This window comes from Ideonella sp., assembly GCF_044358605.1.
In the GTDB taxonomy this organism is placed as follows: Bacteria; Pseudomonadota; Gammaproteobacteria; order Burkholderiales; family Burkholderiaceae_C; genus Ideonella.
Window position 1 is genome coordinate 1 of the sequence record NZ_JBIKNQ010000068.1, and the last position, 25,999, is coordinate 25,999.

Consider the following 25,999-nt stretch of genomic DNA (forward strand, 5'->3'; position numbering starts at 1 on the left):
AGCAAAACGCCTCACGCGCGCTGGCCATGGCCAACCGCGGCTATGTGATGGAGTCCGGCGAGATCACCATGACCGGCGAGGCCAAAGCCTTGCTCACCGACCCCAAGGTGCGGGCGGCTTATTTGGGGGAGTGAGGGCTCAGCCCTTCGCCAAGCCAAGATTTAAGCGGGATCAAATCAGTCTGATGGAGGGCGCAACCCCGCTCGCCCGGGTGCTTTCACAAGAAGCATCGCACCATCGGTTTTCAGGTTTTCGGAGACATTCCTTCATGAACGCGATCTTCAAACTCAGCGCCGGCGCTTTGCTCGTGGCCAGCAGCACCCTCGTCATGTCCCAAGACATGGTGGTCAAGATTGGCCACGTCGGTCCCACCAGCGGTGGCATTGCCCACCTGGGCAAGGACAACGAAAACGGCGCCCGTATGGCGATTGACGAGTTGAACGCCAAGGGCGTGGTGATCGGCGGCAAAAAGGTGAAGTTCGAGTTGCTGGCGGAAGACGACGCTGGCGACCCTAAGCAAGGCACGGCTGCCGCGCAAAAGCTGGTGGACTCCAAAGTGGCCGGTGTGGTGGGTCACCTGAACTCTGGCACCTCCATCCCCGCCTCCAAGGTCTACAGCGATGCGGGTATTCCCCAGATTTCGCCCTCGGCCACCAACCCCAAGTTCACTCGCCAAGGCTACAAGACCACCTTCCGCGTGGTGGCGGATGACGTGCACCTGGGCGGCACGCTGGGCAAGTACGCCGTCGAACAACTCAAGGGCAAGACCATTGCCGTGATCGACGACCGCACGGCCTACGGCCAAGGCGTGGCTGACGAGTTCGAGAAGGGCGTCAAGGCCAAGGGCGGCAAGATCGCCAAGCGTGAGTTCACCAACGACAAGGCCACGGACTTCACCGCCATCCTGACCTCCATCAAGGCCACTAAGCCTGACGTCGTGTTCTACGGCGGCATGGACGCCGTGGCCGGCCCCATGATCCGCCAGATGAAGCAGCTCGGCATCAACGCCAAATTCATGGGCGGCGACGGCATCTGCTCGGGCGAGTTGCCCAAGCTGTCGGCAGGCGCCATGGGCGACGGCCAAGTCGTCTGCGCTGAAGCCGGCGGCGTGGAAGGCTCCCAGAAGGTGTCCATGGAAAAGTTCAAAGTGGACTTCAAGAAGAAGTTCAACGCCGACGTGCAAATCTATGCCCCGTATGTCTATGACGCGACCAATGTGTTGGTGGCTGCCATGGTCAAAGCCGGATCTGTCGATCCTGTAAAGTACTTGCCAATGTTGGCAAAAACCAACGGATACCAAGGCGTGACGGGTACCATAGCGTTTGACGAAAAGGGCGACATCAAAAATGGTGCGCTGACGCTCTACACCTACAAGGGTGGCAATCGCGAACAAATCGCGGTGGTGCGTTAAGCGCCGTCGTCTTCTGATTCAAATTCCATTAACTTCACGAAAGAAATGTCATGAAGAAGTTCCAAATGATCGCTGTGGCTCTGGCTGCTGCTGCCACTTCCGGCGCTTTTGCTCAGTCGAGCGTCAATGTTTACGGCCGTCTGAACGTCTCGGTTGAGCGTCAAAAGGCTGGCGACGTCACCAGCACCAACCTGCAAAACAACAGCTCGCGCATCGGCTTCAAGGGCGTTGAAGACCTGGGCGGCGGCCTGAAGGCTGGCTTCCAGATCGAGCACGGCTTCACCCCCACGACTGGCGCGGCCGCTTCGACCTTCTGGGGCCGTCAAGCTGAAGTGAACCTGGGTGGTTCGTTCGGTATGGTCCGTTTGGGCACCTTCACCAGCGAAGCTTACTTCGCCACTGCTGACTACATCAGCATGCACAACCATGACACCGGCACTTCTGAAGACAAGCTCTACGCTTCGACTTGGAACAGCGCCAAGAAGGTTGCATATCGCACCCCCACCCTGAGCGGTTTTGTGGCTGAATTGGCTGTGACTGAAGGCAGCCCGACGACCGAGCGCGGCTATGACTTGGCAGCCAACTACGACCAAGGTCCCTTGCACGTTGGCTTCGGCTACAACAAGCAAGGCGACGGCAAGCAATTCACCGTGGCAGGCGCATACACCATGGGCGCGTTCACCCTGGGCGGCTACGTTCAGCGTGATACCGATCTGTCTGAAGGCAATGTGCTGAATGTCACGGGCAGCCGCACCAACCTGCGTTTGGCTGGCATGTACACCATGGGCGCCACCGAGTTGCACCTGAATATCGGCAAGGCCGGTGATGTGGGCAGCCTGAAGGACTCCGGCGCCAGCCAGTTCACCGCTGGCGTGAACTACAACCTGAGCAAGCGCACCAAGGTTTACGGCTTCTACACCAAGCTGAACGCCAACGACAATACGCCTTACGCCGACGACTTCAGTTCGCTGGCTGTGGGCGTGCGCCACAACTTCTGATGATCGGTGCCAGCCACCTCGGCTGGCCCTTTCATCAACCCTTTGCAGTACAAACTGCTTAGGTGCAGAGCCGCTCTTCGGAGCGGCTTTTTTTCGTCTGTCTGAGTCGGTGCTTTTTCAACGGAACTGTAAGCTCATCAAGCTGCTGAGCGACGAATGGGTATCTAGGCTTCCCCAGTCGTCATCATGCGCGCTCTGCCCCACGCCCTTCCCGCCTGCACGCTGCTGCTGGCGACAAGCCTCTCTGCACCTTTCGCGCATGCCCAAACAGCGGTCTGCAAGGCGCAAACAGGCAACACCCGCACCGGCGTCATCGAGTTGTACACCTCCGAGGGCTGCAGTTCCTGCCCGCCGGCAGATGCTTGGCTATCCAGCCTCAACGGCAAGGCTAACGTCGTGGCGCTGGCCTTCCATGTCGATTACTGGGACTACATCGGCTGGAAAGATGTGTTTGCCAACCCTGCCCACACGCAGCGCCAACGCCAGTGGCAAGCTCGTACGGCCAGCCGCGCCATCTACACCCCGCAGGTCTTGCTGAATGGCGAGGCATCGCGGGGCTGGCCAGGCAGCCTGAACGCCCAGACCAAGCCCCATCCTTTGGCACCGACCTTGGCTTTAAGCCAAAGCGGCCTGCAGGTTCAAGCGCAGCTGAGCCCTAGCACTGAGACCAAGCCGCCCGGCGCCATGTTGCAGGGATATTGGGCGGTGTTGGAAGACGGCCACCGCAGCGTCGTCAAGGCCGGGGAAAACGAAGGCAAGACCTTGTTGCACGACCATGTCGTGGTGCACTACCTGCCGCTGGCGGCCTGGTCTGCCAGCGCTGCACAGAGCTTTACGCTCACCGTACCGCTGCCGCGCAAAGGGGCGCAGAGCCAGCGCGTGGCGTTGGTGGTCGAAGAAGCACAGCGCGGCGAACCGATTCAAGCGCTAGTGTTAGCGTGCGCGCCAGCGCGCTGAAGAGCGGTCAAGGGTCGGGCGACATCGCCCCTGAAAACGCCACAAAGGGCCGGGCACCATGGCACTGGGGATAGCGGGCACAACTCCAAAAAGTGCTGCCCGCATGCACCCCACGGCGAGCTTGCCGTTTCATCATCGTTGCCTGACATTTGGGGCACGCAGGCGATGCGGTTTCAGCGCTGCCCCCGGTGGCCAAGCCGCCAGCCGCTGCGCCGGAAACAGACTTGAGTGAGCGCTGCGCTGTCGTGAGCCAGCGCGCCAGTCTAGGGCCGTCAACCAGATTGATAGAGGCAGCCTTGGCAAAGGCACGCGCGTCGTCAGAAAAATGTCCGGCAGTCAGCACATAGGCCGAGACTGCAGCTCGTCCACTCATGGTCAGTTGCAGGTCTCGCAAGACCTGCACACCCACGCGCTCGGCCCGCCAGTGCTTGCACAACACCAAGTGCGTCTCACCGCCTTTGCGCAGCACCATATCGACATCTTCCGCCCCTGCTGCGTCTCCATTGGCCAAGACCGCAAACCGCCGTTGGCGAAAGGCTTCGCCCACCAACTTCTCGAACTGTGCCCAAGGCATGCCTTTGAGCACGGCCGTAATGTCTTGCGGCGTTTCTGGCTTGGCGAGTGCATCTGGCGCTGAACGCTTGGCCCAAAGCACACACAAACCGAGCAGCGCAGGGAACCCCCAGCGCAGCAACTCAAATACCAGCTGCCGCGCAGCGCCCCCCGGCCCGGACACTTGAGTCCAGCCGCGCAAGAGCAAGGTCACACTGAGGGCCAGCAGGCCCATCACCGCTGCAGCCACCCACCAGGGTATGGCGGCCAAGCGGTCTTGCACCACACCCCCATCCGAACGCCGAAGCTGCGGCATAGTGATCTCCAACGTATTCTTAAGCGGGCCCGATGCTATCGCAGCGTAAGACCCTCAAGCGCAATGTCCAGCCCAAGGAAAATCCAGGAGGAGCAGAAGTGCTCACCTGATGTGTCCAACGTCGCCTGCCTGTCACGCGGGTGTGGGCAATTCTTGGAGGGGGACCCCCAAGTCGCGCCACATCTCGGGGTGGCAGCTGAAGAGCAAGACCTGATGCCGCTGAGCCGCATCAAAGAGCACCCGCTTCATGGCCGGCAGGCGCTCGGCATCGGTATGCACCAGCGCATCGTCCAGGATCAGCAAGGTCGGACGACCTGCCTCCTGCAGCAAGTCGGCATAGGCCAGCCGGGTGATCAAGAACATCTGCTCCCGTGCCCCAAAGCTCAGCGCGGGCAGGTCTTCATGTTGACCGGCTGCGCGGTTTGGGCGATGCAGCTGATGCGGCATCAGATGTTCGTCCAGGCTGATCTCGGCCTTGGGGAACAACAGCTCCAAGTAGCGCTGAAGCTTGAGTTGCAATGGCGCCTGCAGGGCACTGAGGCTGGCCTGACGCTTCTGAGCCAAGCGTTGGTCAAGCCAATCAAGCGCCTGCGCTCTGCGCTGCAACTCCAAGGCCCGCGCGTTCGCTTGGGCCCATTGGGCGGCCAGCGCGTCGCGCTGCTCTTGCAAGCCCAGTGCGCTGCTGGCCACCAAAGTGGCATGCTGGGCCGCCACCGCTTCGCGCCGCTGTTGATGCTGCGCCTCCCATTGGGCAATGCTTTGGCTCAGGCGCCGCACATCTTGCGCCACGATGTCGGGCCGTGCGGCCCGGTGCTGGGCTTGCGCCTGGGCCCAATGAGCCGCCAAGGCCTCGTGGTGCTGCGTCGCCTCCAGCAACTTGCTGCGAGCCTGGGCCAGCGCTTCGGCGAGCTCTGGAGCCGCCAACGCGGCTTGAGCCAGCTGAGCCTCTTGTTGGGCTTGCTGGTGCTGGCTGTGCGCCCTCACCTGCGCCTGTTGGGCCAAGGCCTGCTGGTTAAGCGCCTCAGCTTCGGCGCTTTGCGCCAACACCACCGCCTGCTCCAAGGCGTTCAGCCTGCTGCCATCCCAAGCTGGTGAGTTTGGCGTATCTGCCTCTTCCAGCGGCCCCAAGGCCGTAAAGGCCGCCTGCGCGGCCCGCAACTCATCGTGGGCGGCTTGGTGCTCCCGCTGTAAGTCGTCCATGCCCTTGGGGGCCAGCAGCTTCAAAGCTTGCTGCGCCAGGGCGAGTTCACTGCGCGCTTGCCGGGCCTGTTGGGCCAGGAGATGAGCCTGAGCCACGTCCATCACCCGCAGTCGGTCCAGGTCCGCACGGAAGGTCTCCAGCGCCTGCGCATGCTGAGCCGCCAATTTGGCCAGATCCGCACCGCCTGGCGTGATACGCAAGCGGCTGCCATCGGGCCACACCAGCGTGGCCTCGGCGTCCAACCACTTCGGCTCGCCTGCGGCCAGAAGGCCCGCGTTCGATCCATCCGGCCGCATGATCGCCAAGCCTGCATGCTGGCTGGACTGCCACTCAATCCGCGTCGCCACAGCCCGGCCTTGGGCCTCCAGGGCCAGGCAAGCCGACTCCTTGTGACGCAAGGCCTCCAAGTCCGCATCGCTGAGGCGCAGGCCAGCCACCTCGGCCTGACGCGCGGCCAACTCCGCCTGCGCCTGGCGGCCCCGAGCCAGCGCCTGCTCTGCCGCGTGGCAGCGCGCTGCAGCCTGCTCGCACCGCTGCCGAGCTTGATGCCGCTGCGCTTGGCCCCGCGCCGCCCGCAAGGCCTCGCGGGCGGCCTCAGACGCCCGCTTGCTGGCATGCGCCGGCACCTGTGCTTGCTGCGCCCTCAGCTCAGCCTCTTGCAAGGCCAAAGCTGCTTGCTGCAGCGTGGCCTGCCGCCGCTGGGCATCTTGCGCTTGGCTGTCAGCCGCTTGAAGCTGATCCAACAACAAACGCCGGGTCTGCGCCAAGACTTGCAAGCGGGCTTGGTCTTCCGCGCAGCGTTGTTCGTGGGCCGCCAGGTCGGCCTGCTCGGCCTGAGCTTGCGCAAGCTGCGCGCGCAGCGCTTCCCAAGGACGCTCGGTTTGCTCTTGCAACAGCACGTCGCGCTCGCGCGTCCATTGATCTACCGCCTGGGCGTAGCGCGCCAACTGGGCGTCGGTGTCGGCCAGTTTGAGCTGGGCCTCTTGAACTTGGCTCAAGGCCTCGGCCAAGGCGCCACGGGCTTTGCCGGTGCCCGTCAGCAACTCTGCGCGCAAGGCCTGCACACGGCCCAGCAGGTCGTCACCGCCACTGGCCGCCAAAGCCGACCAGGCCGTGCCGGCATCTCCAGCCAGCGCGTCATGCAGGTGCTCGCGGGCGGGTGCCACATCCAGCAGATGGCCTTGGCCTTGCTCCATCCACAGCAGCCCAGGGATGCCCGTGTGCTCGGGACGGCTGGCACCTTTGGCGGCGTAGCTGAAGCCAAACAAGGTCGCCAGCTGGTCTTCAGCCTCCACGCCCTCCCACTGACGCGGGCCTAGGCTGAAAGCGCAGCGCTTGCGCGCCATAAAACTCTTCTCCAACACGCCGGCTTCATGGGCCCAGTCAAACTCCAAGCGCACCGTGGGCGCGGCACTGCCGTCCTGCCAGGGTCGCAGATCTTCCACCTGGGTGGAGCGATGCCGTTCAAAAAAGGCCGCGCGTATAGCCCGCGCCAAGCTGCTCTTGCCCGCTTCATTGGGGCCGACGATCACGTTCAAGCCAGCGTCAAAGACCAGCGAGACGCCCTGCCGAAACTGCCGCAGTTGCGACACGCTCAAGCGCCGCAGTGCAAACTGGGCGGGCGCCGGGGTGCTCATGCGCCCGTCCTTGCAGGAGCCAACGTGGCGGTCTGGCCTTCGCCAAAGCCTCGCAACTCAGACAACAGCCCCGCCAAGATCGCCAGCGCTTCTTGCGCCACGGGGCTTTGCGGGGTGTCAGCACTGGCCTCTTGGCGCAACTCAGCCAACATCTCACCCACATAGCCGTCGGCGTGCAACTCGGCCAATTCCTCATCGGTGGGCGCCAGCTTCAGCCCAGAGGCGTCCACCGCCACATGGCGCACCAGGCCGTCGGCTTGGGCCACCGCCGCCTCAAAGCTGTGCTGCATCTGCAAGGTCCACACCCCGCTCAAGCGCAGGTGCAGCACGTCGGCTTCAGAGAGCGCCGCCAGCTTCCACAGCAAGCCATCCAAGTCGGTAGGCACGTTCAACACATGATCCCAGGCCTGCCAGCGAAAGCGCGCGGCGGGCAGCGGGGTGACCACCGGTGCCTCGCCTGGCGCGGCGATCTCCACCCACAAGGCCTGCCCTGCACCGTTGTCTTTGAAGCGCTCGGGCTCTGGCGTGCCGCTGTACCAAGTGCGAGCATCGATGGCTTTGCAGCCATGCCAGTCCCCCAGCGCCAGGTAGTCCAGCGACGCAGACGCCGCCCGGTGCGGCGCAATCGGGTTGGCCGAGTCGATGTCTTCAGGCAGCACGCCTTGCACCGCGCCATGCGCCACCCCAATGCGCCAGCGCGCCGACGGGCTTGGCGCCGCATCGAACCAGGCCGTCAAGTCCTGATGGGTGTGGCGCTGGGTCAGGGGGGCAGGCAGCACGGCCACCTCGCCCGCGGCAGTGGGCAACGTCAACACCTCGGGCTTGAGCAACAGGTGCACATGGCTGGGCGCCAAGCCCAAGCGCTGCACACGCGTCCACACGCTTTCGGCCAAAGCCGCGTCATGGTTGCCGGGCAGCAGCAGCCACGGCCCGGTGAACGCCGCCATCGCATGGAACAGGCGCCGCAGCGTGCGGTCGGCCACGGTTTGCGCGTCCAACACATCGCCCGCCACGACCACAAAGTCCGCGCCCCGGTCGCGTGCAAGCTCGGCCAAGCGGGCCACGGTGTCCAGCCGGGCTTCGGCCAGCGCCACCGCGTTGTCCGGGTGCGTGGCCGCCATGGCGGGGTAGCTGCGGCCGATTTGCCAATCAGCCGTGTGTAGAAAACGAAGCACGACGCGAGAACCTGTTTCGATGGGGTCGTGCATCATAGGGAATTCAGAGGCTCAAGCCGTGAGCCTGTGCCGGAAAACACCACGGCCCCTCAAAGTTCCAGGCGCTCCACCGCTGCAGCGTGCTGGCTCCGCCAAGCTTTCAGGGCGTCCGCGCCGGGCGCCTGGCCCTGTAACGCTGCCGACAGCCATAAGTGGCTGATCTCGGTGGTGGCCGCCTTGACCTGCGCGTTGTGGGCAAAACCGCCGGGCGCGCTGCGGTCTGTGAAGATGCTGTGGGAGCCGCCCTTGAATACCAGCAAGCCCTTGCGCGAGCCGCCCATGCGCTCAAAGAGATCGAGGCGATCTTTCACGGGGCTGAGGTAACCCGGGATCTTGATCTCATCCTCAGTGGTAGTGATGTGCAGATTGGGCACGCTGATGCCCCCGACCACAGCCGGCAGGTCCGTCTCACCATAGAACGGCGGAGCCGACATCAGCACCACCGCCTTGAGCCGAGGCTCGCGCAAGCTCAAGGCCCGCCCCTCACGCTTGACGCCTGCGCCTGCAGCCAGCATCAGGGTATTGGCGCCGTACGAGTGCCCGGCGCCGACCACACGCGACGCATCCAGGCGGCCCCGCCACGTTGGCGAGGCCAGCACTTGGTCTAGCGCAAAGCGCAGGTCTTGCACCCGCGCCAGCGCCTCTTCATCGCGCGCTGCATGCTGCAAGCGGTCCACCAAGCCCCAAGGGTTGCCCCACCAAACTTGGCGGTTCGAGCCCACGTGCTCCAAGTTCAAGCAGGCCCAGCCGCGCTGGGCCAAGCCGCCTGCCAAATAGCTGTAGCCATAGCGGTTGCTGCCAATGCCCGGAGAGATCACGACCAAGGGTCTAGGCGTCACCAGGTTGGCGTCCGCAGGCAAGGTTAGGCGCACCAGCACCGGGCGGTCTCGCTGCGCATCCAGCCAGCTCAGCTCATGCACCTCCAGGCCTGCTGGTAGTGAGCTGGCGCAGCCCACCCCTAGCAAGCCAGTGGCAGCCAGGCCCGCCCCACCCAAGACATGGCGGCGCCGAATCACAGCGGCTCCTGCACGGCGTCTTTGCGCGCCACGGGGGCTGGCCGGCCCATGAGCCGCAGCAAGCCTTGGGCCACATCGTCCACAAAGGTGAACACCACGGGCACCACCAGCAAGCTCAAGAAGGTGGAGGTAATCAAGCCGCCAATCACGGCCACCGCCATCGGCTGCCTGAAGCTGGGATCAGCCCCCCAACCCAAGGCAATGGGCATCATGCCGGCGCCCATGGCCAGGGTGGTCATCACGATGGGGCGGGCCCGCTTGTGACAGGCGTCTATCAGCGCGTCCCAGCGGCTCATGCCATCGCGGCGCGCCAAAATGGCGTAGTCCACCAGCAAGATCGAGTTCTTGGTCGCCACGCCCATCAGCATGATCAATCCGATCAAACTGGGCATAGAAAAAGAGCTCTTGGTCAGGAGCAAAGCCACAAAAGCACCGCCCAGTGACAGAGGCAAGGCCGCCAAGATGGTGATGGGCTGAGCCACCCCCTTGAACAAGAGCACCAGCACCAGGTAAATACACAGCACGCCTGTCAGCATGGCCAAGCCAAAGCTGGCGAACAGCTCCATCATCACCTCGGCATCGCCCAACTCGGTTTGCCGCACCCCGGCTGGGAGTTGCTGCAGCGAGGGCAGCTTCTGGATCAACTTGGCAGCCTCGCCCAAGGGCACGCCGTTGAGCTCGACCTCGAAATTGATGTTGCGCTGGCGGTCGTAACGGTCAATCTGAGCCGGACCATCCTCCAAGGTCAGCGTGGCCACATTGGCCAACATCACCGGTTGACCGCCTTTGCCGGGCACCGTCATTTGACCGAGCAAGGCCAGGTCTTGGCGCGCGGCCTCGGGCAGCTTCACCACAATGGGCACTTGGCGTTGCGGCAGGTTCAGCTTGGGCAGGCCCGCGTCATAGTCGCCGCTGGTGGCCATGCGCAAGGTGTCGGCCATGGCTTGGCTGCTGACGCCGGCATCAGCCGCGCGGGCAAAGTCCGGGCGCACCACCAACTCGGGGCGGCGCAAGCTGGCGGTGGACGCGATATTGCCCAGGCCAGGCACGGTGCGCAGGTCGCGCTCCACCGCGCGGGCGGCCTCCAGCAGGCTGTGGCCGTCGTCGCCCGAGAGCACCAGCACATACTTCTCACCCGAGCCGCCCAAGCCCACACTCACCCGGGCACCGGGCAAGGCCTTCATGGCTTGGCGCAAATCCGACTCAATCTGCTGCTTGCGCAAGCCAGGCCGTTCAGGCCGAGGAGTCAGGGTCAAGGTCAGCGTGGCCTTGCGCACTTCAGCCGCTCCACCGCCGGCAAAGGGATCGCTGCCCGAGGCACCGCCCCCAATGGCGGTATAGACCTGCTTGACATGCGGGTTCTGGATGACGATGCGTCGCGCCTCCTCGGCGGCCGCCATCGTGTCCTTCAGCGTGCTGCCGGGTGGCAACTCCACATTCACCTGGGACTGGCCAAAGTCATCGGGCGGGATGAAGCCGGTCGGCAGCAGCGGAATCAGCATCACCGAGCCCACAAAGAAGGCAATGGCGCCGGCCGCAGTCACCCAACGGTGCTTCACGCTCCAGGCCACCGCCCGCATATAGCGGCTCATCACCCAGCCATCGCCGGCTTCTTTGTGGTTGAGCAAAGGCTTCATCAAGTAGGCGGCCATCATGGGCGTGAGCATGCGCGCCACCACCAGCGAGGCAAACACGGCCAGCGCCGCCGTCCAGCCAAACTGCTTGAAGAACTTGCCCGGTATGCCGCTCATGAAGGCGGTCGGCAAAAAGACGGCGATCAAGGTGAAGGTGGTCGCGATGACGGCCAAGCCAATCTCATCGGCCGCCTCCATCGCCGCCTGATACGGCGTCTTGCCCATCTTCAGGTGGCGAACAATATTCTCGATCTCGACAATGGCGTCGTCGACCAAGATACCAACCACCAAGGACAGCGACAACAGCGTGACCACATTGAGGGAAAAGCCGAGCGCATACATGCCGATGAAGGCCGGGATCACCGACAGCGGCAGGGCCGTGGCGGCCACCAGCGTGGCGCGCCAGTCGCGCAAGAAGAAGAACACCACAATCACGGCCAGCACAGCGCCCTCGTAAAGCAGTGCCAGCGAGCCGTCGTAGTTTTCGGTCACCGGGTCGACTTGGTTGTAGACCTCGTTGAACTGCACATCAGGGTGCTTCTCGCGCAGGGTGTTCAACACCTTGGCCACGGCTTCGGCCACTTCGACCTCGCTGGCCCCGCGGGCGCGGCTGATCTCAAAGCCGACCACGGGCTGGCCATCCCGCAGTGCCACACTGCGCACCTCGGCCACCGTGTCTTTGACGCTGGCGACCTGATCCAGCCGAATGCGACGGCCATCACTCAGCGACAACTCCAGCGCCGCCAGTTGAGCGGCCGACTGCACCGTGGCAATGGTGCGCACGGTTTGCTCGGCGCCGCCCAAATCAGCGCGCCCGGCCGAGGCCTCTTGCTGCACCGACTTCAACTGGCGTGAGACATCCGCGGCGGTGGCGCCCAACGCCAACAGGCGCGCAGGGTCCAACTCCACCCTCACCTCTCGGCTGACGCCGCCCACGCGGCTGACCGCGCCCACGCCGTTCACTCCCAACAGCGCCTTGGTGACATCGTTATCGACAAACCAAGACAGCGCCTCGTCGTCCAGCCGTGGCGCGGCCACGGAATACGTGAGGATGGGCGTCCCCGACAAATTCAGCTTGCTGATGACGGGGTCGCGCAGGTCACCCGGCAAGTCAGCCCGCACCCGGTTGACGGCATCGCGCACATCGTCCACCGCCTCTTGGGTGGGCTTCTCCAGACGGAACTCCACCGTCACGGTGGCCGTGCCGTCCTGCATCTTGGCGTAGATGTGTTTGACGCCCTGCAGTGTGGCCACCGCGTTCTCGATCTTGCGAGCGACTTCCGTTTCCAACTGCGCAGGTGAGGCCCCGGGCAGAGAGGCTGTCACGGTGACGGTGGGCAGTTCCAGGTCCGGAAAGTTCTGGACCTTCATGGCCTTGAAGCTCAGCAGACCGGCGACCGTCAGCAGCACGAACAGCGTGATGGCTGGGACGGGATTTTTGATGGACCAAGAGGACACATTCATGGCGTGACTCCGGTCTTAACGTGAGGCGGCTGGGGCCGCAGCGGGCGCGGCGTCTGCCACCACCTTGACGGTGTCACCGTCACTCAAAAAGGCGCCGCCACTGACCACCACTTTGGTGTCTGGCGACAGGCCTTGCACGGCCACACGCTGGGCCTCGCGGCCGAGCACCGTGACCTTGGTCTGCGCCACCCGGCCTTTGGCATCCACGCGCATCACCACATCAAAGCCATCGCGCAGCAACAGGGCTGAGCTGGGCAGACTCAGGCTCTGCGCCGCACCCAATTGGAATTCGCCGCGCGCAAACATGCCCGCCTTCACAGCAGGCGAGGCCTGCAAGTCCACATAGACCATGCCGTTGCGGGTTTGCGCATCCACCGTGGGGGCGACGCGGCGCACCACGCCGGGCACGGCATTGCCACCGGCTGGGGTCAGCACCGCAGGCTGGCCCGGTTTGATGCGGGCCAGCTCAGCCGCCGGCACCTCGGCCCGCCATTCCAAGCGGCTTTGGCGGATCAAGCGGAACAGCTCTTGCCCTGCGGGCACCACCGCCCCAACGGTGGCCGTGCGCGCACTGATCAGGCCGTCGTCAGGCGCTTTGATCTCGGTCTGCGCCAGGCGCAGCTTGGCCGCGGCCAACGCGGCTTGCTGGGCCGCCACGCGGGCTTGCGCCGTCTGCGCTGCCGTCAGCATCTGGCCGATGGCCTGGGCGCTCATCGCACCGCTGCCTTGCACAGCCCGCGCACGCTGGGCATTGGCTTCGGCATCAGCCGCCGCTGCCTGGGCTTCCGCCAAAGCCGCTTCGGCCTGGGCCACCTCAGCCCGCACGGTGTCGGCCTGCAAAGTGGCCAAGAGCTGGCCTTTGCGCACGCTGTCACCGGCTTCCACCAAGACCGTGGCCAAACGCAGGCCATTGGCTTCTGCGCCCACCACCGCCTCTTGCCAAGGCGCCACTGTGCCCGTGGCCGACAAGGCCACGGGCATAGCCGTGGTTTGGGGCGACACCACGCGCACCGTGAGCGCGGAGCGGGCTGCTGACGCGGACGCCGCAGAGGGCGTGGCTGCGCCCTGCTGCGGCTTGGCTGCAGGGTCAGCGCCCCCGCAGGCCGTCAGGCCCGACGCCACCAACACCACCAGACTCGCGCGGGTCCATACCTGCTTGTTCATGATTAGCTTTCTCACTCTCATTGCTCTTGCTGTAGGGACCAGCCGCCGCCCAAAGCGCGGTAGAGGTCGATCCAGGCTGTGACTTGTTCTTGGTGCGAGGCCACCACCAGGGTTTGGGCTTGCAGGCTGGCGCGCCGCGCCTCCTCAAGGGCCAAGCCACTGGCCAAACCTTGCTGCTCCAGCGCACGCGTGGCCTTCCAGACCGTGTCCGAGTGGCTCAAGGCCTGTTGCGCTTGCTCGCGGCGCTGGGTGGCCACCCGCAGGCCGACCAGGGCTTGCTCAACCTCGCGCACTGCCGTGCGCAGTACCGCGTTGTAGGCCACACGCGCTTCATTCAGCGCAGCCTGTGCGGCTTGCGAGCGGGCCGTGCGCTGGCCGCCATCCCAAAGAGGCAGGCTGATCTGCACCGGCCCTAGCGACCACACGGTGCCCGTTTGAGTGAGACCCTGCGTGGCCACTTGCAGCCTGCCCAATGATCCCCCCAAACTGATGCGCGGCCAGCGGGCGGCTTGCGCTTCACTCAGGTCTGCGGCGGCGGCCTCTAGTTGCCGTTCTGCTGCAAACACATCGGGGCGCTGCTGCAGCACCTGCGCGGGCACTTCGCCCACCATCAACCCCACAGGCTCGGGCAGTTGGCCGCTGCGGGCTTGCAGACGCTGGCGCAATGGTTCTTCTGACACCCCCGTCAGTGCCACCAAGCCTTTGACTTCGCGCTCACAACTCGCTTGCAAGGCCAACACCTGGGCTTGTGCCTGGGCCTGCCCTGCGCCCAATTGCGCGGCGTTGGCCTCGGATTCAAAGCCCGCTTGGCGCAAGACCTGCGTGAGGCGCAGCGATTGTTGGCGAGACTCGGCATCGGCCCGTGCCTGCGCCACGGAGGCCTCACAGGCCCGCAGTGCCAGCACCCCTTGCGCCAACTGCGCGGCAACGCTCACGCGGGCCTCATGCCACTGGGCTTGCGCCCCTTGTTGGCGCGCCACGGCAGCGTCCCGGGCGGCGCGCTGGCCGCCAAACACATCCAACTCCCAGTTGAACAGCAGCCCGCCTTGGCCAGTGCTCAAGACACCGCTGGCCAAATCCGGCCGGCTGCGCTGGGCGCCGGCCGAGGCACTGAGCTGCGGCGCCAAGCCTGCACCCGCCGCCACGCGCTGGGCCTGAGCTTGCGCCAAGCGGGTGGACGCAGCCGCAACGCTCGGGCTGGCCTCTTGGGCCGCCGCCAACAACTCAGGCAGCGCGGGCTCGCCGAACTGCTGCCACCACTGTGCCAATTCGGCCACCGAGCCTTTGTGAGGCTGCGGTGCTTGCCAAGTCTCGGGCACGGTGGAGGTGGCAGGCGCAGCCTGCACGGCAGGCCACATCAGGCTGGCGGCGGCACAGGCCAGCGCCAGTGTTCTCAAGGGCTTGTTTCGCATCTTCTCTTTCATTGCTTTGTCGCTCCAGCCCGCGCGCGACGCGGCTTGAGTAGGGCTTCATCACGCTGGGCTTTGCGGCGGAGTCGCTCCGCCTCCACCATGGCTTGGGCTTGCCACACCAGGCACTGGGCCCATTTGGCGTTGGCCTCAGGGTCTTGGTGCAATTGCGGCGCTACGGCGTCTGCCACGTCGCGTCCCACATGCAGGTGAACCCCCAAGGCCGAGATGCACAGGGCCAAGCGCTGCAGGTCATCGTCAGGCTGCGGCAGCGCTAAGGCACGCATCAGCAACACCAACAGGGCTTCATGTAGGGGTCGGATGTCGTTTGCAATCTCTTCAGCCCATAAGCCGGTGGGCTCCAGCATTTCACGCATGCGTAACTGCACACACAAGCGACTGGATTCACCCTGGTTCAGAGGCTCCACAAACACCGCGAAGTAATGCGCAAAGGCCTCATCCAAGGGCATGTCACGGGTGAGCCAGGGCGGCTCTATCTCTGCTTGCGTATCGCACAGCGGCTCAAAGAAGGCCGCGCGATAAAGGCCCGCTTTATCGCCAAAGTGATAGGCAATGGCCGCTACATTGGCACCGGCTGCCTGCGCGATCTCTCGCGTGGAGGTGGCCGAGAACCCCCGCTGCGCGAACAGACGCAAGCCCGTCAGCAGCAAGCGCTCGCGGGTCGCCTCGCCGTCAGCGCGGCCCGGTGCGCGGGTAGCCTCTTCGGGGCTGGGTGGTAGTTGCTGATCAGTCATAGTGCGCCAGTGTAGCGACTTAGATCAAACGATTGATTAACTTTACCCACCGCAGGGTTTTTGACGCTGTGTCACGCAGAATGGGTGGTGCCGCTCATCGATGGAACGTCCGCTCATATGCCTCGCTTCGCCGCCAACCTGACCATGCTCTACAACGAGCACGCCTTTCTGGACCGCTTTGCCGCTGCGGCCGCTGACGGCTTCAAGGGCGTGGAGTTCCTGTTCCCCTACGCTTTTGCGGCTACCGAGTTAGCCCAGCGCCTCAGCGACCTAGGCCTGGAACAAGTGTTGTTCAACGCCCCGCCGGGTGACTGGGAGGCGGGTGAGCGCGGCTTAGCTTGTCTGCCAGGGCGCGAAGCTGAGTTCCGCGCGGGCATCGCCCAAGCGCTGGCGTACGCCAGCACATTAAAGTGTCAACGTATCCATGTGATGGCCGGCTTGGCTCCCGCCGGCGCGGATCGCCTAGCCCTGAAAGCAACCTATGAAGCGAACCTGGCCTGGGCAGCAGAACAAGCCCAGCTCTGTGGTGTGAATGTTTTGATCGAGCCCATCAACCCGCGCGACATGCCGGGCTTTTTCTTGAACCGGCAAGATGAAGCACACCGCATCGTCCAAGCCATCGGTGCGACCAACCTGAAGGTGCAGTTCGACCTCTACCACTGCCAGATCGTCGAAGGCGATGTGGCCATGAAGATCCGGCAATACCTGCCCACAGGCCGCGTGGGCCACTTCCAAATTGCCGGCGTGCCCATGCGCCATGAGCCCGATGTGGGTGAGTTGAACTATCGCTACCTCTTTAATGTTCTGGATGAGGTGGCGGCCGAATGCAAATGGCAAGGCTGGGTGGGCTGCGAGTACCGACCTGCGCGGGGTGCGGTGGCCGGTGGGACGACGGCCGGATTGGCTTGGCGAGCACAGGCCCAAGGGGCCTGAAAAAGCTCCCGGAGCCACGCGCGCGTATGATGCGCCGAGGCACAAAGCAAAAAGCCTGGTGTCTTGTGGACACCAGGCTTGTGCTGTTTTGGTCGGGGTGGCGGGATTCGAACTCGCTACCCCTTGCACCCCATTCAACGCACGAGTCAGTCAGATCGCTCCAGAATCGTTTTTGCCACTCGGCGAAATCGTTCTAAATCAATGACTTAGACTTGAGGCTAGTGCAGACATCTCCAACACCGTACACTTGAATCCAGATTCAAATTGCCACGGAATTGCCAGCTGACGCATGGCGGTGGCCTTGGAGGTACGGTAATGACTGACGACTCACGGCTTGGCGGCATCCAAAAAGGCACCCGGCACAACACCGGCATCAGCCATAGAGAAGCGGCCGAATTCGTTCGCAAAGCTCAGCCGGGTGACGAGCTGAGAGCAGGCAAAGGCCTGTACCTGCGCAAGACGGAAAGTGGCGCCTTTTGGGTGCTGAGGTATGTGTCCCCCGTGTCAGGCAAACAAGTCCGGGCTGACCTGTGGGCCATGGATGGCACCGAGCGCGTGAGCTTTCCCAACGCCACTGTTGAGGCGGCCAACGCACGGGCCGCCAGCGTGCGGGCAGAGGTGGCGGCTGGTGTGGACCCGCTGGTTCGCGCCCAACAGGAGAAGGAACGCCGAGCCTCTGAGGAGGAACTGAGCCGCCTGCAGCAGGCCGCTGAAGTCCAGGCTGCCCAAGAGGCCGCAGCAGTGCTCCAGCGGCGCCTCACCACTCGGCAATTGTTTGAGCGCTGGTGCGCCGTAGAGCTGCAACCCACGCTGCGTGCGGATGGCAAGCGCATTGGACGCAAGGACCATGGCGCCTACACCCGCCAGCAGTTCGAGCGCCACGTCTTCCCATTGATTGGTGCGCGCTTCGTGGCCGAAGTCTCCCGGGCGGACCTGCTGGCGCTGATTGACACGCAGCGGGCCAAGGGCCAGCTTCGCACAGCGTCAGTGCTGCTCTCAGACCTGCGCCAAATGCTGAGCTTTGCGGTGGACCGTGAGTTGATAGAACACAACCCTCTGGCGGGCTTGAAGAAGTCCAAGCTGGTCGGCGCACCGGTGGAGCGAAACCGCGTGCTGAGCCCCCAAGAAGTCACCGCCCTGCATCAGGCCATCCCAGGAGCCCGCATGAACGCGCGCAGCGCAGCGGCCATTTGGTTGATGTTGGCCACAGGTGCGCGCTTGGGCGAACTGATGGGCGCCGTCTGGGCTGAGGACCTGCCGGCCGACGGCCCAGCCCGCCAGCAGCGCCAGCACACCCTTCAAACCCAGGCGGATGAGGTGGGCGTCAAGCTGGGCTGGGTTGACCTCGCCAACAAACAGTGGCACCTGCCCAGCACCAAGAACGAACGACCCCACACCATCCACCTGTCGCCCTTTGCCATGCGCCACTTCTCGGAGTTGGCCGCACTGCGTGAGCGCAACCCCAGCACTCAGGCGCTGACACCATGGGTCTTTCCGTCCCGCGACTTGGCCAAGCCCGTTTGCCCCAAGAGCCTTGGCAAGCAACTGGCCGACCGCCAGCGAGAACCCAGCCAGCGCATGTCTGGGCGCAGCCTAGCCACCGAAGCCCTGCGCTTGCCCGGTGGCCGCTGGACAGCCCATGACCTACGGCGCACCGCAGGGACACTGATGGCCAGCTTGGGTGTGAGTGGCGACACCATCGACGAAGCGCTGAACCATGTCATCGAAAGCAGGGTCAGGCGCACATACATCCGCGACCGCCGAGAGGCCGACCAGGCACGGGCATTCGAAGCACTGGGCGCACTTCTGAGCGACCTCACAGCGCAGATAGCGCCATCCAGAAGCAATGTGCTCAACATTAGAGCCGCTTAGAAGTCGACGATGATGGCCCTATTCACCGTCCTCAGTTTGAGATCTCAACGTATCCAACCAACTCCGCCGAATAGCTACCGTCCCCGGTAGCTGCGCCCTTGTGCTTCAGCTCGCGCTGCAACGTGGGCTCCACGGCGCGGGTAAACATTTCCAGCCTCTGTTCTGCCGAAAACTTCGGCAAGGCCACCGGCGCCTGCAGGTAGCTCTCGCACTTGCGCTCGACAGCAGGTACGCGGGTGCCGTCTTCCTTGACGGCGATGGGCTGCACGACAAGACGCCGGTCACCACTTTCCCCCGATGTCTCGACCATCCAGATGGAGAGCAACACGGGCTCATCAACTTCGGCGCGCACGGACAGCCCTACATCTTCGGGCGGCACGCTGCGCCAACGGCCAAGTTCCTCTTGCACCAACGGATGGTCCAGCCCCATCAACTCAAGGGAATCGCTGCTGGTCGCCGTTTCACGGTTCAAGGTGAACCGCGCGCGGCAAGCGCCATCAACGTTTACCAAGTCATAGGTTTCATCGTCCACCTTGACCAACCGCTGCTGCCGGTCTGCGACTGCGGCAGACATGAATCGAACCAGGCGGTCCAGGCTCGATGACACATCCGCAAAGGGTTTGTAGTCGTCGAGGCTGAATCCTTCGAGGTCTTGGAACAAGTCAAATACCACCTGCCGCGCCTCACGCGAGTTGGAAAGCGCCGCCTCCAGTTCGACCTGCGTGCGCTTCAGCTCGGGGTCCGACAGCGCCTCTTGATACAGCCGGTCATAGTTCAACCGCTCGGACAGCTGCCCCAGAATCTGTGCGCGCAGGTCTTCCGCGACGTTGCCTTGGTCATCGACCTTGCCGACCGTGCGCGCAATCTCCGTCAGCTTTTCATCCAGCAGCATGAAGATGCGGCCTTCGATGGTGTCCGACAGCACAAGGTTGTAGACCTGCGCGGTGTGGTTCTGCCCATAGCGATGGATGCGGCCAATGCGCTGTTCCACATCCATCGGGTTCCACGGCAGGTCGAAGTTGAACAGGATGCGAGCGAACTGAAGATTGATACCTTCTCGCCCCGCCGCCGTGCACACCAAGACGCGCGGCCCATCCTTTTGCCGGAAGCGCCGCTCAGCCGCAACCTTGGCCCCATGGTCACCGCCACGCAGCACCACCACGCCCTGGCCTGGGAAGGTCTGATCAATCTCGCGGGCAATCAGGTCCACCGTACCCAAGTAGGTGGCGAACACCACAATCTTTTCACTGGAGTCCTGCCGCCACAACGTGCCCAGCCCGTCCAACAGCTTCTGCGCCTTCGTCTCGCGCTGCTGCGGAAATATCTTGAGCAGGTCACCAATGCGCAGGCGTTCTTCGGGCAGATGCAGTTCGACAACCGCAGAGGCGGCTTCTTCCGCGTGCGCCGATGAGTACTCGCTGCCATACGGGTCCGACGCCATCTCAAGCGCCTCCTCGTCCAGCTTCTTGACCAACCGGTACTTGAGGTCGGCAATGACCCGATCCACCTCGCTGCGGCCGATAGGGTCACGCGCCAGCCCAAACTCATCGTGAATCAGCTCCCGGGCCTCATCGGTCAACCGTTCCCGACCTTCGATATCCAGGTCCTTATCGCGCAGCAGTGCCTCATGCAAGGTCAGCATCAGCAGTCGGCGCTTCAGCGTGCGGCGGACGGCCGCGAAACTCGATGCAGCGATCTTCTGGAAGATCGCCATCAGGAATCCAAGTGCCTGCCCTTTGCTGCCCTGGCGCCGCGCCAGGTTGAAGCCGTCTTCGAGGTACTCACGAAGCTTCTCGTAAAACAGGCGCTCCTCGGCGCACATCAGGAAGGATTCGGTGTGCACCCACCGGCGCGCGAACAACGGGGAGCCATCGGGCTGGCAAGCGTCCGCCTTCGTCCTGCGGAACATCACCGTGTTCAGCCGGTGGCGGTTCTCCAGCATTTCTTCAGGGCTCCCGAACAAGGTCGGGTTGAGCAACTGCGCCAGCATCCAGAACTGGAAATGATTGCCCTGGTGCGGCGTGGCCGACAGCAGCATCAGGTCTCGGGAGTGATCCTTCAGCGCCTCTGCAAGCTTGTAATTTTCGGTCTTACGGACCTTGCCACCGGTGCGGTAGGCCGTCAGGTGATGAGCTTCGTCGAAAACCACCAAGTCCCAGCGCGGCGCATCAAGCAGGCGCTTGATCCGTGCAGGGCGCTTCAAGGTGTCAATGCTGGCGATCAGGCGGTCATGCTTGGCAAACGCATTGGTCTTGCGGTCGGTGATGTCGCCCTCAGAGCCGAACACCTCGAAGTCGAGGTTGAACACCTCATTCAATTCGCGGTGCCAGTTGTGCACCAGCCCTGCGGGCACGACCATCAGAGCACGGTTCAGCTCGCCTCGGCTGGCCAGCTCACGCAAGATCAGCGCGGTTTCGATGGTCTTGCCAAGGCCCACTTCATCCGCAATGAGGTAGCGGCGTGGCGAAGCCGTGGCAATCCGATGGGTCAACACCACCTGATGCGGCAGCAGGTCGATCTTGGCTGAGGTCAGCGCAGATGCGCTCTCCATGACCGGTAACGCGTGCGCCTCGTAGGACAACCATGCCTTGCGTGCACGGTCCTCACCACCTTCAACGGCACGCAGAATGCGCTCGGTACGCGAAAGCTGGCGCCGCACCGCGCTGACCGGAACGCGCCGCTCGCCAATGCTGAAGAACGCCCGCAGGTATCCGTCGGTGGCGGGATCAAGGACGACACCGGAGCCGAACTCGTGATGGCTGATCCGCTCACCGGGTTGAAATTGAAACTCCCTATCCACGCGTTGACCTCACGTAATCCGCAGGTGGAACAGGCCCGCAGCCTTGGCCCCTTCGCGCAACAAGATTTCCTGCGGGTACTCGTTGGCTTCACCCCAAAGGATGCGGCCGAAGGCCAGCAGGCTTTCGCTGTGAGGTGCAGCGCAGCGCCATTCGATGGAATCGGTGGCCAGGTTGAGCTTGATTCGCCCGTGGCCTGCCGGCAGCCAAAAGATCAGTGCAGCCTCGCCTTCGTAGTAGGCTTGGAAGGAAAGGATCGCGTCCTTGATGGCGTCGCCCAACCAGGCTTCCGCATCTTCCGGCGTCAGCAGGTCAAGACTGGACTCCAGCCCGGCCACCACCACCGTGTTGTTGCCGTTGCTCGGCAGGTCGTCAGGCCAATTGCCGACCGCCTGCAAGAATTGGCGCAAGGTCCAGACTTGCCCAGCCTCGCAGACTTGGTTGCGCGCTTCTTCATCCCATACCCAACTGGTGCCCCGCCGTTGCCAGACGGTATCGAGGGTTTGCTTCATACCTCGTACTCCTCGAATAGCGAAGCCTGTTGGGGCATGGCAGTTTGAGTCGCTGCCCATGCTTTGTAAATGGATACCGCAAGCGAGGCCGCATTGCGGTTCGCCTGATCCGGGCCATGCCGGTGCAGCCACTCCAACAAGGGCTTGAGGGCGACGTGCGGCTTGAAATTCTCGTTCTTCAGCGTGTCGGCCGCGTTGATGCCGCTGCCATCGAAGCAGGCTCCAATGAGCACCAGCGCCTGGTCAAGATCGGAGGTCAAACGCCGCTTGTGCTTACCAGACCACTCGCGAGCAAAGTCCAACGGATTCACGCGCGTGAACACTTTGCTCTTCTCCGAGCACCATCCACGCTGCTCGAAATCATCTGGCGTCGTGATGGAGCCCTTCAGGAACTTCTGCAGCTGGTCACGCTTCATCTCCGTGGCACTTCCAAAGGTGCGCAGGAACTGCCGCGTGATTGGTTCAGCGTTGACCGGTGGCGGCTCTTTGCCTTTGTCAGCGTCCTCGTCGATCAGCTGATTGATACCTACCAAAGCCTCCTTGACGGAGATCGTGCGCCCTTCGTCCACGTAGACCTTGCCGTAGTGGCGGGAGAAATACTCCAGCGCCTTGCCGCGCCGAATCACCTGGATGTCAGCCGCCGGCAGACCTTCCTTCGCATGGTTCTCCAGCATCGCCTGTAGCTGGCGAACGTCAGCCATGACTTCACGACGCATACGGCCCCAGCTCACCGCCTTGGGCTCCTCCGTTCGCTTGCGGCAGACGTGGATGATGTCGTACTCAATAGTCTTGGAGCCGAACTCACCGTCGCCCTTGGTTTCATCTGAACGGATGGGGTAGGTCGCTTCGAGGTAGTACCCGGCATCGAACAGCGATTCAAGCACAGCGACCCACGGCTCGTCCTCGCTGTGGTGAAAAGTGAAGGCCAGGATGCCGCTGGGCTTCAACAGGCGGTTTGCCTCTCTCCAGCATTGAGCAAGTAGTCGTTGATAAAAGCCATCAGGGTCTTCGGGTTCACGCGCCTTGTTAGCGACAGCCTCCAACGACTTGGGTGTGTATTCCGCACCGAAGATGTCGGGGTACTTGCCCTTGAGTGCCAGGCGCAGCCAGACGTAAAAGAAGTCAGATAACTCGGAGTAGTGCAGCAGGCCACCGAAAGGTGGATCGGTGATGACCAGGTCAAGGCTGCCCGACTCAAGCTGCAAGAGATCAGTGGAGGAGCCTTGATGTAGGGTGACATCCAGTACAGGATCACCGGGAAAAACCTTCTCGCTCTTTCCGATCAACTGATCGGCCAGTACAGGATCTCGCCTCAATAGCGACTCAATGCTGACCGGTTCCCACGGCTGGGCAGCCCATTCGGCACCTTCGACAATTCCTTCAGTACAGGAGATCCAGTTGCCGCGGCCTAAAGATGGGAAGACGCTGTTCTCAACAATGTTGCTCTTCGGGTGATAGTTGTTGTTGCTCATGTGCGGCACGAGCTTGTCGTAGCCACCGTCCCAGAAGCAGAAAAGGTTCTGATTTCGCAAATACTGCTGAAACGCACCGAGTACATACTCGCGCACCTTCCAGTCGAAGCTTCCAGTTTCAACTATCGCCTTGAGCAACTGGGCATGCACCAACAGTTGGCGCGGGTTGAACATGTCTGCCCATAGCAGGTATCCATGCCGAGGGAGTGGCTGCCGCTGATGTGTCATGTGCCCAAAAGGAATTTCGCTTCGCGGCCAGTAGTCCTTTAGGTCGGCATCTTTGCGTTCCTCCCACTCTGCATACGCCGCGTCGAACTGACCGGCGTGCGCTGAATCGCATGCAGCGAAGAACCGGCCGCTGTAGGGTTTCCCAGCGGAGTCACGCTTTGGCGCATAGCCTTGAATGGCGTAGATGCTCGTAGGTGCTGTCTTGCCCGTTGCTTCGACCGCACTTACAACCGGCTGCACAGTGCCGCACGACGCACATGCGAAGTTCGCCGGCTTTGGTACTGTGCCTGCTTCCGTCGATATGGTGACTCCTGTGTTTGGACACGTCACCTCCTTGGGCAACTTTCCTCGAACTTCCAGCAGGCGATTCTTCGACGCCCGCTCATGGTTCCAGCGAGCCGAGGACGCCGCGTCGTCAAGGTTCGATCCACCAAGGATTGTCCGTTGGCGTCCTGCTTGGCAGAGCCAGCTAGCCACTGCGGATGCACCAACAGGCTCAGTTCGACCTTCTTGTTCTTGCCCTTGCCGAGGTTCACCATGGCTGCATGGCCGCAATGCGGGCAGATCACGCCCTTGCGGCGATCCAGCACGGAGAAGGGGTACTCGGAAGGTGCAACGAACAATGGCGAATCAGGTGCCATGCGCGCAGCATCTTCTTCGACATGGAACCCACCGCCGCAGCTGCTGCAGGTGTGCTCCCAGTGCTTGACGCTGAGGGTTTTAACCGCCATCACCGGGCTGCTCATGATCGGCGTGCGATGGCCGCAGCCCGTCACCTGACATGGGCCGTGCTTGGCCCAGAAGGTGTAAATGATCTCCGGGCCTTCGTAGCGGTAATCCTTACGCTGCCCACGCGGGATGCTCAGCGGATCGAAGTCGGTAGGCATCACCTTTTTCGTTGGCAGGTGGGTCCAGGTGCCCTTCTCCCCCTCCGGGCCGTCGCAGTAGTAGTACGGCATGATCTGCGGCTTGACCTCGGCCTCGATGTCGGCAAGAAGGCGCTTCACCTCGTCCAGATCGACGTTCGCCAGCTCTTGCTTGACCACGAACCAAGCGACTGGGTTCAGATCATTGCCAACCATCTGCATGCCAAGGCGTGAGCCCTCTACCAGCGTGGTGCCACCGCCCATGAAGATGTCAGCCACCTTCAGGTGCTTGAACGCCCCCTTCTTCTGGTGGTTGGCGTAGTAGTTGTCCCACACCAGCTTGGCGGCATGCGACTTGTCTTCCGGAGCCTTGGTTGCAGCAGCAATCAGCATCGAGCGGAAGACGCTGGAGCGGCGCCGTGCCCACCACTTGGACATCTGGTAGATCGGCTTGCTCGCGTTGCCCTCGATGATCGCAACCTGATTGACGGGCAGGATCGGGAAGTCCACTTCCAAACAAGTCTTGGGGCGGTCGGGATCGTTGAAATCAACGGTTTCAAGCGCGACCGGTTTTCCCGCACCGACAGCCTTGGCAACTTCTTGTGCCAGGAGTTCTTTTTTTGTAGCCATTAACGTGTTCCCTCAACAGCTCCGACCGCCACTTGTGTCTGCAGTCTGGTGCGAAGCTGTCCATAAATCGGAATCTGGACGCCCTCGGCGACTTCCAGTGTGACGGCAAGCCCATAAGGAATCGCATCGTCAAGTCGCGCGGTCGCATCTTTTTTGCAGGAGACATGCAGCAGGATGCTGTCCCCATCTTGAAATGCTGCCACCTGCTTTGAGCCCTCGACAACTTCGTGCTGCACCGTTCCGCGCAACACTTGATTGTGGTCTCCATCAGTGCGTGCAAGCTTAAGTGGTAGATCACCCCAACTGCCCACGGGAGACAGTTCCAGTTTCGCTTCGCGGAAATTCCGATGGTCTGGATTCACAGGGCTGAACCAGGCCAAAGTCACCACCATCCGACGCCATACTTGGCTAGCGGAAAGGCCCGGCGGAAGAGGGAGGCGAAACTCGTGTATTTCGTTCTCACGTATTTCTCCGCACCCCAAGACAGTGCCGCGCTGCTCTGTGCAGGCCAAAACTCTTTCAATCGCGACCTCTCCATAGCCAAGGTAACGTGCAATGACCTCTTTGAACTGCCTGGAATTTTGAGGCGTCTTCAACGCGGAAGTTATTGCCTTGCAAGCGTCGTCATCTTGTTTTGCGCCGTGAACTAGAAGTGCCTTGATGAGTACTGAAATCAACCCTTGCGGAATGAGCTCTCGATTCTCCGTGCGTAAGGTGTCAAGCACATCGTAGATTTTTGCTGCGCTACGCGTGGCGAGGGCGGTCGCATTACTGGTGCCACGGGTATGGACTGTCTGAGATAAATCCCCTGCCTGAGTGCTGTCCCATGCAACCTCCTGATTAGGCATGAAGCTCAGCCAAGCCCCGGATAGCACGCTGAGGCAATGGGGTTGCTCGCACCACATCGGCAATCAGTTGGATGACCAAAGCGCGGAGATCGAGGCGGCGGTTGAACCTGTA

At 62.8% G+C, this 25,999-nt stretch carries 18 protein-coding genes and 1 pseudogene; 6 read left to right on the forward strand and 13 right to left on the reverse strand.

Annotated elements, in window-relative coordinates:
• The 4 genes and pseudogenes from ACIQ3Q_RS19395 to ACIQ3Q_RS19410 all read left to right on the forward strand — a co-directional run.
• Window positions 1-134 (forward strand): annotated as a pseudogene (locus ACIQ3Q_RS19395) (ABC transporter ATP-binding protein); the annotation flags it as partial.
• A gap of 134 nt (window positions 135-268) precedes the next feature.
• A complete protein-coding gene (locus ACIQ3Q_RS19400) occupies window positions 269-1,411 on the forward strand; it encodes a branched-chain amino acid ABC transporter substrate-binding protein (RefSeq protein ID WP_396270846.1) in 1,143 nt (380 codons plus the stop codon).
• Window positions 1,412-1,461: 50 nt separating this feature from the next.
• Entirely contained in the window at window positions 1,462-2,409 is a 948-nt protein-coding gene (locus tag ACIQ3Q_RS19405; protein WP_396270847.1) for a porin, read from the forward strand.
• A gap of 186 nt (window positions 2,410-2,595) precedes the next feature.
• On the forward strand, window positions 2,596-3,366 hold the full coding sequence (locus ACIQ3Q_RS19410; protein ID WP_396270848.1) for a DUF1223 domain-containing protein: 771 nt from the start codon (window positions 2,596-2,598) through the stop codon (window positions 3,364-3,366).
• 7 nt (window positions 3,367-3,373) lie between these two features.
• On the opposite strand, the gene ACIQ3Q_RS19415 is transcribed toward ACIQ3Q_RS19410, so the two are convergent.
• The 8 genes from ACIQ3Q_RS19415 to ACIQ3Q_RS19450 form a co-directional block, all read right to left on the reverse strand.
• Entirely contained in the window at window positions 3,374-4,234 is an 861-nt protein-coding gene (locus ACIQ3Q_RS19415) for a restriction endonuclease (RefSeq protein WP_396270849.1), read from the reverse strand.
• Between the two features lie 132 nt (window positions 4,235-4,366).
• Entirely contained in the window at window positions 4,367-7,072 is a 2,706-nt protein-coding gene (locus ACIQ3Q_RS19420) for an AAA family ATPase (protein ID WP_396270850.1), read from the reverse strand.
• Window positions 7,069-8,247, reverse strand: a complete 1,179-nt coding sequence (locus ACIQ3Q_RS19425; RefSeq protein ID WP_396270851.1) for an exonuclease SbcCD subunit D — start codon at window positions 8,245-8,247, stop codon at window positions 7,069-7,071. Before ACIQ3Q_RS19425 ends, ACIQ3Q_RS19420 begins: the two co-directional genes overlap by 4 nt.
• A gap of 89 nt (window positions 8,248-8,336) precedes the next feature.
• Window positions 8,337-9,302: an alpha/beta hydrolase family protein gene (locus tag ACIQ3Q_RS19430; protein ID WP_396270852.1), complete on the reverse strand. Its 966-nt coding sequence runs from the start codon at window positions 9,300-9,302 to the stop codon at window positions 8,337-8,339.
• A complete protein-coding gene (locus tag ACIQ3Q_RS19435) occupies window positions 9,299-12,400 on the reverse strand; it encodes an efflux RND transporter permease subunit (protein ID WP_396270853.1) in 3,102 nt (1,033 codons plus the stop codon). Before ACIQ3Q_RS19435 ends, ACIQ3Q_RS19430 begins: the two co-directional genes overlap by 4 nt.
• 15 nt (window positions 12,401-12,415) lie before the next feature.
• Window positions 12,416-13,564, reverse strand: coding sequence for an efflux RND transporter periplasmic adaptor subunit (locus ACIQ3Q_RS19440; RefSeq protein WP_396270854.1), 1,149 nt, complete (start codon window positions 13,562-13,564; stop codon window positions 12,416-12,418).
• A gap of 17 nt (window positions 13,565-13,581) precedes the next feature.
• A complete protein-coding gene (locus ACIQ3Q_RS19445) occupies window positions 13,582-14,976 on the reverse strand; it encodes an efflux transporter outer membrane subunit (RefSeq protein WP_396270856.1) in 1,395 nt (464 codons plus the stop codon).
• A gap of 8 nt (window positions 14,977-14,984) precedes the next feature.
• Window positions 14,985-15,728, reverse strand: a complete 744-nt coding sequence (locus ACIQ3Q_RS19450; protein WP_396270857.1) for a CerR family C-terminal domain-containing protein — start codon at window positions 15,726-15,728, stop codon at window positions 14,985-14,987.
• Between the two features lie 117 nt (window positions 15,729-15,845).
• Here ACIQ3Q_RS19450 and otnI point away from each other — a divergent pair, with 117 nt between their 5' ends.
• Together otnI and ACIQ3Q_RS19460 are read left to right on the forward strand one after the other, a co-directional pair.
• Window positions 15,846-16,661 carry a 2-oxo-tetronate isomerase gene (otnI, locus tag ACIQ3Q_RS19455; RefSeq protein ID WP_396270858.1) on the forward strand — a complete coding sequence of 272 codons (816 nt, stop codon included), beginning with the start codon at window positions 15,846-15,848 and terminating at the stop codon, window positions 16,659-16,661.
• 315 nt (window positions 16,662-16,976) lie between these two features.
• Complete coding sequence (locus tag ACIQ3Q_RS19460; RefSeq protein ID WP_396270859.1) at window positions 16,977-18,533, forward strand: tyrosine-type recombinase/integrase; 1,557 nt, start codon at window positions 16,977-16,979, stop codon at window positions 18,531-18,533.
• Window positions 18,534-18,564: 31 nt separating this feature from the next.
• Here ACIQ3Q_RS19460 and ACIQ3Q_RS19465 read toward each other — a convergent pair whose 3' ends face one another.
• The 5 genes from ACIQ3Q_RS19465 to ACIQ3Q_RS19485 all read right to left on the reverse strand — a co-directional run bounded on the left by ACIQ3Q_RS19465 (window position 18,565) and on the right by ACIQ3Q_RS19485 (window position 25,887).
• A complete protein-coding gene (locus ACIQ3Q_RS19465) occupies window positions 18,565-21,333 on the reverse strand; it encodes a DEAD/DEAH box helicase (RefSeq protein WP_396270860.1) in 2,769 nt (922 codons plus the stop codon).
• 9 nt (window positions 21,334-21,342) lie between these two features.
• On the reverse strand, window positions 21,343-21,843 hold the full coding sequence (locus tag ACIQ3Q_RS19470) for a hypothetical protein (protein WP_396270861.1): 501 nt from the start codon (window positions 21,841-21,843) through the stop codon (window positions 21,343-21,345).
• Complete coding sequence (locus ACIQ3Q_RS19475) at window positions 21,840-23,783, reverse strand: hypothetical protein (RefSeq protein WP_396270862.1); 1,944 nt, start codon at window positions 23,781-23,783, stop codon at window positions 21,840-21,842. The genes ACIQ3Q_RS19470 and ACIQ3Q_RS19475 overlap by 4 nt, the downstream gene beginning before the upstream one ends.
• An 86-nt stretch (window positions 23,784-23,869) precedes the next feature.
• On the reverse strand, window positions 23,870-25,039 hold the full coding sequence (locus ACIQ3Q_RS19480; protein ID WP_396270863.1) for a hypothetical protein: 1,170 nt from the start codon (window positions 25,037-25,039) through the stop codon (window positions 23,870-23,872).
• On the reverse strand, window positions 25,039-25,887 hold the full coding sequence (locus ACIQ3Q_RS19485) for a hypothetical protein (protein WP_396270864.1): 849 nt from the start codon (window positions 25,885-25,887) through the stop codon (window positions 25,039-25,041). Before ACIQ3Q_RS19485 ends, ACIQ3Q_RS19480 begins: the two co-directional genes overlap by 1 nt.
• Between the last annotated feature and the right edge of the window lie 112 nt (window positions 25,888-25,999).

Coding starts and splice junctions, on each gene's coding strand:
- ACIQ3Q_RS19400 (WP_396270846.1), top strand. CDS start 269: ATGAACGCGATCTTCAAACTCAGCGCCGGCGCTTTGCTCGTGGCCAGC.
- ACIQ3Q_RS19405 (WP_396270847.1), top strand. CDS start 1,462: ATGAAGAAGTTCCAAATGATCGCTGTGGCTCTGGCTGCTGCTGCCACT.
- ACIQ3Q_RS19410 (WP_396270848.1), top strand. CDS start 2,596: ATGCGCGCTCTGCCCCACGCCCTTCCCGCCTGCACGCTGCTGCTGGCG.
- ACIQ3Q_RS19415 (WP_396270849.1), bottom strand. CDS start 4,234: ATGCCGCAGCTTCGGCGTTCGGATGGGGGTGTGGTGCAAGACCGCTTG.
- ACIQ3Q_RS19420 (WP_396270850.1), bottom strand. CDS start 7,072: ATGAGCACCCCGGCGCCCGCCCAGTTTGCACTGCGGCGCTTGAGCGTG.
- ACIQ3Q_RS19435 (WP_396270853.1), bottom strand. CDS start 12,400: ATGAATGTGTCCTCTTGGTCCATCAAAAATCCCGTCCCAGCCATCACG.
- ACIQ3Q_RS19440 (WP_396270854.1), bottom strand. CDS start 13,564: ATGAACAAGCAGGTATGGACCCGCGCGAGTCTGGTGGTGTTGGTGGCG.
- ACIQ3Q_RS19445 (WP_396270856.1), bottom strand. CDS start 14,976: ATGCGAAACAAGCCCTTGAGAACACTGGCGCTGGCCTGTGCCGCCGCC.
- ACIQ3Q_RS19450 (WP_396270857.1), bottom strand. CDS start 15,728: ATGACTGATCAGCAACTACCACCCAGCCCCGAAGAGGCTACCCGCGCA.
- otnI (WP_396270858.1), top strand. CDS start 15,846: ATGCCTCGCTTCGCCGCCAACCTGACCATGCTCTACAACGAGCACGCC.
- ACIQ3Q_RS19460 (WP_396270859.1), top strand. CDS start 16,977: ATGACTGACGACTCACGGCTTGGCGGCATCCAAAAAGGCACCCGGCAC.
- ACIQ3Q_RS19470 (WP_396270861.1), bottom strand. CDS start 21,843: ATGAAGCAAACCCTCGATACCGTCTGGCAACGGCGGGGCACCAGTTGG.
- ACIQ3Q_RS19480 (WP_396270863.1), bottom strand. CDS start 25,039: ATGGCTACAAAAAAAGAACTCCTGGCACAAGAAGTTGCCAAGGCTGTC.
- ACIQ3Q_RS19485 (WP_396270864.1), bottom strand. CDS start 25,887: ATGCCTAATCAGGAGGTTGCATGGGACAGCACTCAGGCAGGGGATTTA.